The 9,395-nt window shown below is 68.7% G+C and carries 8 protein-coding genes and 1 pseudogene; 7 read left to right on the forward strand and 2 right to left on the reverse strand.

The window, feature by feature from the left end; all coding sequences use genetic code 11:
* The coding region (locus WAL33_RS02800; protein WP_422178267.1) for a DUF3574 domain-containing protein at positions 1-354 on the forward strand (354 nt) is incomplete at its 5' end.
* A gap of 94 nt (positions 355-448) precedes the next feature.
* On the forward strand, positions 449-1,837 hold the full coding sequence (locus WAL33_RS02805) for a tyrosinase family protein (RefSeq protein WP_422178269.1): 1,389 nt from the start codon (positions 449-451) through the stop codon (positions 1,835-1,837).
* 22 nt (positions 1,838-1,859) lie between these two features.
* On the opposite strand, the gene WAL33_RS02810 is transcribed toward WAL33_RS02805, so the two are convergent.
* Both WAL33_RS02810 and WAL33_RS02815 read right to left on the reverse strand, forming a co-directional pair.
* A complete protein-coding gene (locus WAL33_RS02810) occupies positions 1,860-4,208 on the reverse strand; it encodes a GH92 family glycosyl hydrolase (RefSeq protein ID WP_422178271.1) in 2,349 nt (782 codons plus the stop codon).
* An 88-nt stretch (positions 4,209-4,296) separates the two neighbouring features.
* On the reverse strand, positions 4,297-4,968 hold the full coding sequence (locus WAL33_RS02815; protein WP_422178273.1) for a hypothetical protein: 672 nt from the start codon (positions 4,966-4,968) through the stop codon (positions 4,297-4,299).
* Positions 4,969-5,677: 709 nt separating this feature from the next.
* Here WAL33_RS02815 and WAL33_RS02820 point away from each other — a divergent pair.
* The 5 genes and pseudogenes from WAL33_RS02820 to WAL33_RS02840 form a co-directional block, all read left to right on the forward strand.
* Complete coding sequence (locus tag WAL33_RS02820) at positions 5,678-6,952, forward strand: glutamate-5-semialdehyde dehydrogenase (protein WP_422178275.1); 1,275 nt, start codon at positions 5,678-5,680, stop codon at positions 6,950-6,952.
* Complete coding sequence (locus tag WAL33_RS02825; RefSeq protein ID WP_422178277.1) at positions 6,918-7,571, forward strand: nicotinate-nucleotide adenylyltransferase; 654 nt, start codon at positions 6,918-6,920, stop codon at positions 7,569-7,571. Before WAL33_RS02820 ends, WAL33_RS02825 begins: the two co-directional genes overlap by 35 nt.
* A 237-nt stretch (positions 7,572-7,808) precedes the next feature.
* Positions 7,809-8,234, forward strand: coding sequence for a ribosome silencing factor (gene rsfS, locus WAL33_RS02830; protein WP_422178281.1), 426 nt, complete (start codon positions 7,809-7,811; stop codon positions 8,232-8,234).
* A gap of 139 nt (positions 8,235-8,373) precedes the next feature.
* Positions 8,374-8,838, forward strand: a complete 465-nt coding sequence (gene rlmH / locus WAL33_RS02835; protein ID WP_422178279.1) for a 23S rRNA (pseudouridine(1915)-N(3))-methyltransferase RlmH — start codon at positions 8,374-8,376, stop codon at positions 8,836-8,838.
* 159 nt (positions 8,839-8,997) lie between these two features.
* Positions 8,998-9,395 (forward strand): annotated as a pseudogene (locus tag WAL33_RS02840) (peptidase M24); the annotation flags it as partial.

Consider the following 9,395-nt stretch of genomic DNA (forward strand, 5'->3'; position numbering starts at 1 on the left):
AGCCTGGCGCCGGCGACCTGCCCGGCCGGCCAGAGCCCCGGCCGCACCGCCCAGCTGTTCTTCGGCCGCAACATCGGCGATCAGGTCGGCGTCTCCGAGGCCGATTTCCAGGCCTTCATCGACGCGGAGGTGACCCCCCGTTTCCCCGACGGTCTGACCGTGCTCGACGCGGCGGGCCAGTGGCGCGGCGCCGGCGGCGTCATCGGCCGCGAGCCGTCCAAACTGCTGATCCTGGCCCTGCCCGGCCGCGCCGGCGGCGAGGACAGGCTGAACGCCGTGAGCGCGGCCTATCGCCGGCGGTTCTCGCAGGAGGCGGTGTTGGTGATCACCCAACCGGCGTGTCTGGGATTCTGAGCCGACCCAAAGCTCTCTTCCAAGCTTTTTGGCGAGCCCTCTTCTAAACACAACCAAAGGACGCTATCGTCGCCCAACACAAGGGGAGGGCGACATGCTCGACAGACGCACGATGCTGGGCGCAGGTCTCGCCGCCGCCGGAATTTCCACCGGCTTGGGCGCGGATCAAGCGCTGGCCCAGTCGGTCCGCACGCGGATTTCCTGGCCGGCGTTCGTGAACACCCCGTCCTATGGCAAGTTCGTCGCCGCCGTGAAGAAGATGCGGGACAACAAGAACCCCTCTGATCCCAACAGCTGGGTCTATTGGGCCAACATCCATAGAAGCTATTGCCCGCACGGCATCCCCTATTTCCTGACCTGGCACCGGGGCTACATCTTCCGGTTCGAGCAGCAGATCCGGGCGATCTCGGGCGATCCGGGCTTCAACCTGCCCTACTGGGACTATTACGCCAACGCCAACCTGCCCCGGGAATTCACCACCCCGGGCGACGCCGGCAACCCGCTGTGGACCCGGCGCACGAACACCAATGTCTCGGCCGCCCTGGGCTTTGGCTTCACCCAGCCGCAATACGTCAACTTCCCGCGCAACTGGCCCTCGGCGATGGAGCCCCAGATCGAGAGCCTGCCGCACAACCAGGTGCACAACATCATCGGCGGGGTCATGCCCACCATGCTGTCGCCGGAGGATCCGATCTTCTGGGTGCATCACGCCAATATCGACCGGCTGTGGTGCGCCTGGATCTCGGCGGGCGGCGGGCGGACCATGCCGGCGACCAGCGATCCCTACTGGAGCGGCGGGTTCAACTACGGCCCCACCACCCAGGGCGTGCCCAAGGTCCAGACCCGCGACACCTCGACCTTCGGCTACGTCTATGACAACCAGCGCCTGCCCCGGCCGCCCGCCCTCAGGACCCCGGCCCGCCCGATGCTCCGCGCCGTGCCGATGAACGCCGAAAAGGCGATCGACGGCGTGATCTCGCTGGGCGACAGCCAAGGCGCCCTGACCCTGGACGACCGCTCGTTCAGCGTCAGCGTCCCCCTGGGTCCGCAAGGCCGGCTGAAGGCCGGCGCCCTGGCCGAGGCGGCGCCGCGCGCTCCCGCCCCCACCGAGCTGAACGTGGTGCTCGACGAGGTGGCCCTGACCGAGATCGGCAAGGACGGCGGCTATTTCTACAAGGTCTATGTCAACCTGCCGACCACGGGCGGCGCGCCCGAGGAACGGCATCTGATCGGCACGGTCGGGGCCTTCGAGATCGCCGGAGCTCTGCACCATCCGGAGGGCGGCGAGCAGCACGCCGACCACGCCGAAGGGGGCAAGGCCAAGCTGGTCCTGCCCGCCACCGACGTACTGCGCGGCCTCTCGCCGGGTCAGCTCAGCCAGCTGGTGGTGTCGTTCGTCCGCGTCGACGGCGCCAACGCGCCCAAGGGTCCGGCCATCACCATCGGCGACTTCAGCGTCCAGGCGACGTCGCCGACGCGGTAGGGCGGTAGGGCGGTAGAGCGCCCTACTTTCCATACCCCGTCATGCTCATCGGCCGGTCCTTCGCCCCTGAGGCCCAGGCCTTGTTCGGCGTGGCGCTCATGGTGAAGACCAGCTCGCCCCCGGCCCGGATCTCGGCGTCGCGGACGAAGCTCCGCGTCAGCGGTCGACCGTTCAGGGTCACCGAACCGACGTAGGGCGCGGTGTCCGACAGCCCCACGGTCCGCACGGTGAACCGCTTGCCGCCCTCCAGGTTCAGCACAGCCTTCTCCACGAACGGCCGGCCGATCACATATTCGTTCGAGCCCGGCGCGACCGGGTAGAAGCCCAGCGAGGTGAAGACCAGCCAGGCCGACATCTGGCCCAGGTCGTCATTGCCCGACAGGCCGTCGGGCGTGGGCTTGTACTGGCTCTTGACGATCTGGGTCAGCCGGGCCTGGGTGCGCCACGGGGCGCCGGCATAGTCGTACATGTAGGCCACGTGGTGGCTGGGCTCGTTGCCGTGGATGTACTGGCCGATCAGGCCGGCGATGTCCTCGGCGTGGGAATAGTCGAGCTTGGAGTTGTCGAAGTCGAACATGGCGTCCAGCTTGCGCACGGTCGCCGCGTCGCCGCCCATCAGGCCGACCAGCCCGCCCAGGTCCTGCGGCGCGAACCACGAATATTGCCAGGCGTTGCCCTCGGTGTAGTCGGAGCCATAGTTGATCGCGGTCGGGTCGAACGGCGTGCGGAACGTCCCGTCGCTTTTCCGGGCCCGCAGGAAGCCGGTCTTGACGTCGAAGCTGTTCCTCCAGTTCCCGGCCCGCTTCTCGAAGGTCGCGGCGATGTCGTTGCGCCCCATGGCCTTGGCCATCCGGGCGATGGTCCAGTCGTCATAGGCGTATTCGACGGTCTTGGAGGCGGCTTCCGGCTCCCTGTCGATCGGCACATAGCCGAGCTTCATGTAGTCGCCCAAGCCCCCGTAAGGAGCGTAGGTGGCGCTCTTGACCATGGCGTCCAGGGCGGCCTTTTCGTCGAAGCCACGGATCCCCTTCAGGTAGGCGTCGGCGATCACCGGCACGGCGTGATAGCCGATCATCGTCCAGGTCTCCTGGCCGTGGAACTGCCAGACCGGCAGGATGCCGTAGGGGCTGACCTGCTGCGAGGCGATCAGCGAATTGACGATGTCGCTGTTGCGCTTTTCCGGCTGGACCAGGGTCAGCAGCGGGTGCTCGGCGCGGAAGGTGTCCCACAGCGAAAAGGTCGAGTGGAAGGTGTAGCGCTTTCCTTCAGAGGTTTGGGCCTCATGCACCTCGTTGTCCAGACCCCGATAGCGGCCGTCCACGTCGCCGAACACGCTGGGCGCCAGCAGCGTATGGTAGAGGGCGGTGTAGACGCTGGTGCGGGTGTCGGCCGGGGCGGCGATCTCGACCGCGCCCAGGGCCTTTTCCCAGTCGGCGCGCGTCCGGGCCCGCAGGCCGTCGAAATCAAAGCCCTTCTCGTCGCTGGACAGGTTGAGGACCGCGCCCGCTTCGCTGACCGACGAGATGGCCACCTTGGCCACCAGCGGCCCGTCGATCACCCCGAAATCGAAGACCCCGACCAGGGCCCGGCCCTCCATCTGGGCGCGATCGAAGGCGGTGCGGCCCGGCTGGGCGAAGCCCTTGTAGGGGACGTTGTCTTCGGTGTTGTACAGCGCCTTGCCGACCAGCGGCCGGTCGAAGCGGAGGGCAAAATAGAGCTGGCGGCCCGGGGCCCAGCCGCGGGTCTCGCGCATGCCGGTGATCGTGCCGTCCTCGGCCACGCGGATCCGCGACCAGCTGACCTTGCCCGGATAGTTGTAGATCGAGGTGCGCAGGTCGAGCAGCACCTGGGCCCTCGCGCCCTTGGCGTAGCTGTAGCGGTGCAGGCCGGTGCGCAGGCCGGCGGTCAGCTCGGCCCGCACCTGGCTGTCGGTCAGGGTCACGGCGTAGTAGCCGGGCTGGGCGATCTCGCCGTCGTGCGAAAAGCGCGAGCGGTAGCCCGAGCCGGGCTTATCGGCCTGGCCCGGCTCCAGTTTCGCCTCGCCGCTGACCGGGGCCAGCAGGATGTCGCCCAGGTCCGAATGGCCCGAGCCCGAGAAATGGGTGTGCGAGAAGCCCAGGATCGTCGGGTCGGTGTAGCGATAGCCGGCGGCGCGGGCGTAGCTCTGCTTGAACGGCAGGATGTCGGTGTCGGGGGAAAGCTGGACCATGCCGAACGGGGCGACCGCGCCGGGGAAGGTGTGGCCGTCTCCGCCCGTGCCGATGAACGGGTCGACGGCGTCGTAGGGCGAGGTTGCGGGGGTCTTGTCCTGAGCAAAGGCGGGCGACGCCGACAAGGCCGCGATCGCGGCCAGCACCAGTCCAAGACGCATGGGATTCTCCTCCGACTTGGCCGCGACCCTAGCGGGGGAAAGAGCCGGGCGTCATCCGGTTTAGGAAGTTTGGTTTCGTAAATCCGCCTCAGAACAGGGCCACGGGAAGGATCAGACCGACGAAGGCCACCATCGCCAGCAGCAACGCCCCGATCGCCAGCCCCGCCGCGCGCAACGGCCCGATCCGCAGGCGGACGGCGAACCAGCGGGTCTGGGCGGTCAGGAACCAGGCCAGCCCGGCGAGCATCAGCAGGAGGCCGTAGACGTTGGGGATGTCGTGGCGCTGGAAGATGATTCCGCCGCCGATCATGATCACCGCGCAGGGGCTGGCCAGGTAGCACTGGGCGTAGAACGGCGGACGCAGGCTCGCGCGTGACAGCCGCACGCCCTGGCGATGCAGCAGGAGCAAGGCGGCGATCAGCGGGATCAGGCTGAAGATCAGGGCGCGGAACAGGGCCGCGTTCTGGGGCGAGCCCAAGATCGCGTGCTGCAGGCTCCCACCGCCGGGAATCTCCCGAGGAAGGTGGGCGGCCGTGGCGATCAGGTTCATCAGCACCACGGTGATCAACAGGAACAGCGGCGGCGTCAGGGCGTCGTCATAGCGCCCCTCCTCGTCGTCGCCCTGCTCGGCGTCGGAATAGGCCATGGTCTCCAGCGGCCGGACCAGCACCCGCCACAGGGTCAGCGGATAGAAGACCAGCCACGACGTCGCCTCGAACAGGAACTCCTCGAAGCTGCGCAGGAGTTTCATGAAGTCCATGCGGGTCCTCGTTTGGGCGTTGCGTCCGGGGGACGGTGGCAGGGAAGGCGCCGGGCGTCTATGCGGCGAACCCTTGCCCCCTACGGACCGCTTCGCGGTCGTCTTCCCCCACAGGGGGAAGAGCCTGCCTTGGCGGACTCGGCGCGAAAGCTCCGCCCCCTCTGGGGGCGGACAGACCGCGAAGCGGTCAGGTGGGGGCAAGTGTTCACCGGCACGGCTTCTCGCTCTCACGCGGTTCACCGCTGAGCTTGATGGGAAGGGTGCGAAGCGCCCGGGCCTCGCCCGGATGATTGGCAGTTGTAAGTACCGTTTCGACGAAGTTCAGACGCTTCGCGCGGAACCGTTATCCGGAAGCCTTCGGATCGCGGATTTTTAACCCGCTCCGATGGAGGCCCCCGACGGGCAGGACGTTGGCGCGTCCTGGACCGCCCGGGCGATTTCAGCCCGGGCCTGTTGACTTGATCCGCCTATCCAAAGCGCCGGAGCTTCGTCGCGGCTAGGGCGAACCTGCTCCAACTCCAACCCTGGAAGTCTCCGAGGAGACACGGCGGACAAGCTTTCCGCTCGTCCACCCCCGAAAGCCGCATCGGTCCCCACCAGCCCCGCTAACACCCCCACCACCCTTTCCCCATTCCCCACACGCCCCAAAGCGCCTAGGTAAGCCTCACTCTGAGCATATCGGGGGGCATATCCGGGAACGGAGGATGGCATGGACGACGCGGGCATGAGCTTGCAGGCGACGATGACGGCGATGGGTCAGGCGGCTCGGCAAGGGGCGCAGGCCCTGCGCGTGGCCACGCCAGCCCAGCGCACCGCCGCGCTCCAAGCCATGGCCGCCGCCATCCGCGCCGACGCGCCCGCGATCCTCGAAGCCAACGCCCGCGACCTGGAAAAGGCCGGGGCCGGCGGCCTGACCGCGCCGATGGTCGAGCGGCTGATGCTCAATCCCGAACGCCTGGAAGGCGTGGCCGCCGGCGTCGAGGCCGTGGCCGCCATCCCCGACCCGCTGGGCGTGGAGACCGCCCGCTGGACGCGTCCCAACGGCCTGGACATCGCCCGGGTGCGCACGCCCATCGGCGTGATCGCCATGATCTTCGAGAGCCGGCCCAACGTCACCGCCGACGCCGCGGCGTTGTGCGTGCGCTCGGGCAATGCGGTGATCCTGCGCGGCGGCTCCGAATGCATCCATTCCAACCTCGCCATCCACGCCGCGATCGTTAAAGGGCTGAAGGCGGCGGGGATCTCGACCGACGCGGTGCAGATCGTCCGCACCCCCGACCGCGAGGCGGTGGGCGCGATCCTGTCGGGCCTGAACCGCACGATTGACCTGATCATCCCCCGGGGCGGCAAGAGCCTGGTCGCCCGGGTCCAGGCCGAGGCCCGCGTGGCCGTGCTGGGCCATCTGGAGGGCCTGAACCACGTGTTCGTGCATGCGGCGGCCGATCCCCAGAAGGCCGTCGAGATCGTGCTGAACGCCAAGATGCGGCGTGTTTCCGTGTGTGGCAGCGCCGAGACCCTGCTGGTCGACCGCGCGGTCGCCGGCGCCCTGCTGCCGACCCTCGCCGACGCCCTGGTCAAGGCCGGCTGCGAACTGCGCGGCGACGACGCCTCGCGGGCCATCGCGCCCGCCATGACGCCGGCGACCGAGGCCGACTGGACCACCGAATATCTGGCCCCGATCATCTCGGTGGCCGTGGTCGACGGGGTGGAGGGCGCGGCCGCCCACATCGCCGCCTACGGCTCGGGCCACACCGACGCGATCGTCACCGAGGACGTCGCGGCGGCCGAGCGGTTCATCGCCCTGGTCGACAGCGCCATCGTGCTGGTCAACGCCTCGACCCAGTTCGCCGACGGCGGCGAGTTCGGCTTCGGGGCCGAGATCGGCATCGCCACCGACAAACTCCATGCCCGCGGTCCGGTCGGGGCCGAGCAACTGACGACGTTCAAGTATGTGGTTCGCGGGACCGGCCAGACTCGTCCCTGAGGCCGGCCGGCCTCCCGCGCAAAGGCTTGGGTTCCACCTGGAGCCGGGCATGCGCGTGGGTCTGTTCGGCGGCAGCTTCAACCCGGCGCACGAGGGCCACGCCCACGTCGCCGAGACCGCCTTGCATCGCCTGCGGCTGGACAAGGTGATCTGGCTGGTCTCGCCGCAGAACCCGCTGAAGTCGTCGGCCGAGACGCGGCCGCTGGCCGAGCGCCTGGCCGGGGCCCGCAAGTGGGCGCGGGGCGCGGGGATGATCGTCTCCGACGCCGAGACCCGCCTGGGCTCGCAATACACGATCGACACCCTGCGCGTGCTGCGGGCCCGCTATCCGGGCGTCAAGTTCGTCTGGATCATGGGGGCCGACAGCCTGGCCACCTTCCACCGCTGGCGCGGCTGGACCCAGATCATGCGCGAGGCGCCCGTGGCGGTGATCTCGCGGCCGTGGGCGGCCCTGAAGGCGCGCACCTCGCCCGCCGCCCGCCGCTTCGCCTTCGCCCGCCGCCCGGCCAGCGAGGCCTCGATCCTGGCCGACGCCACCGCCCCCGCCTGGGTCTATCTGACCGGCCCGCTGAACTTCGCCTCGTCGACGGCGCTGCGCGGACGGCAGACGAGGGGATGATCCCTCTCCCCTTGCGGGAGAGGGTGGCCTTGCGAAGCAAGGTCGGGTGAGGGGTCTCTCAGAACGCGCCGGACGGGCCTTTCAACCCCTCATCCGTCAGCTTCGCTGACACCTTCTCCCGCAAGGGGAGAAGGATTTCGCACCCCTCGAATCGCCCACCTCCACGTTCCCCCTCATCTTTTCGAGTCTTCCGTGCTATGGGAGCTATTGCGCGAACCCCATCAAGGAGCATTTCCGCTGCGTAGCGACCCCGCGCCAAGTGCGCACGAGGGAACGGTTTCCCCCGAAACCTCGACTCAAGAGACCGCCCTGGACCTTAATATCAAGGCGCTCGAAACCCTGATCCTGTCGCGTCTCGACGACGACAAGGCCCAGGACATCGTCCACATCGACCTGACGGACAAGAGCTCGGTCGCCGACAGCCTGATCGTGGCGTCCGGCCGTTCGCACCGTCACGTCGGCGCCCTGGCCGACCACATCATCCGCGCGCTCAAGGAGAGCGGGTTCGGCAAGGCGCGGGTCGAAGGCCTGCCGCATTGCGACTGGGTGCTGATCGACGCCGGCGACGTGGTGGTCCACCTGTTCCGCCCCGAAGTCCGCTCGTTCTACAACATCGAGAAGATCTGGGCCGTCGACGCGCCGCACCGGATGGCGTCGAACTAAGCTCGCTTGCGGGTCCGCCCTCGTCCCCCAGCTGTCTTTTGGCGACAAGCTCAGGATGAGGGCTACTTTGCCCACATTGGTGTTTTGCCTTTGAGATCCTCATCCTGAGCTAGTCGAAGGACGAGGTCTCAACGCACCCATGAAGATCACCATCCTCACCGTCGGAAAGCTCGGCCGCATGGTCGAGGCGCAGCTGGCCGTGGACTACGCGTCCCGGGCCACCGCGTCCGGCCGCGCCCTGGCGCTGGGGCCGGTCGAGATCGTCGAGGTCGAGGCCAGGAAGCCCGGCAAGGCCGCCGAGGCCGAGGTGCTGCGCCCGCACCTGGAGGGCGCCTATGTCGTCGCCTGCGACGAGCACGGCAAGGTGCGCCCCAGCCGGGCCTTCGCCGATCATGTGGGCCGGCTGCGCGACGACGGCCACCGCAAGGTCGTGTTCCTGATCGGCGGCGCCGACGGCCTGGATCCGTCGATCCTGAGCACGGCCGACGAGACCCTGGCCTTCGGGCCCCAGACCTGGCCGCACGCCCTGGCCCGCGCCATGCTGGCCGAGCAGATCTACCGCGCCGTCACCATCCTGGCGGGCTCGCCGTACCATCGGGATTGAGTTCTGATCCGCTCATCCCGGCGAACGCCGGGACCCAGATGCCGTATCTGGGCGGGGGGTCCCCGAGTTCGGAGCCCATCCAATCAGCCGCACCACTATAGGATCTGGATCCCGGCGTTCGCCGGGATGAACGGAGTTAGAGGGCGACGCGAGAACCGGTTGTCGCTGCAACCCAATCCGGGCATTCATCCTCCCATGTCGCGCCGCGTCGTCCTGATCACCGCCAGCCTGCTGAGCCTCGTGCTGGGCGGCGTGACCGTGGTCGCGGCTCAGGTCGGCCAGAAGGCCGCCTCAAGCCAGAAAACACGGGACGAACAGGCCGCCGCCGAGACCCGCCGCGAGATCGTCGATCTGCGCGGCGAGCTGGACGCCCTGGGCCGTCGGCGGGTCGACGCCGGCGACGACGTCGATTTCAAACGCGCCCGACTGGAAGCCCTGCACCAGCGCGAGTCGGCCCTGACGGCGCAGCTGGGCCGCGACCGGGGCCAGTTGGCCCGGCTGCTGAGCGCCCTGCAGCTCTTCCGCCGCGATCCGCCGCCCGCCCTGCTGGTCAGCCC

The organism is Caulobacter sp., from assembly GCF_049283275.1.
Classification (GTDB): domain Bacteria; phylum Pseudomonadota; class Alphaproteobacteria; order Caulobacterales; family Caulobacteraceae; genus Caulobacter.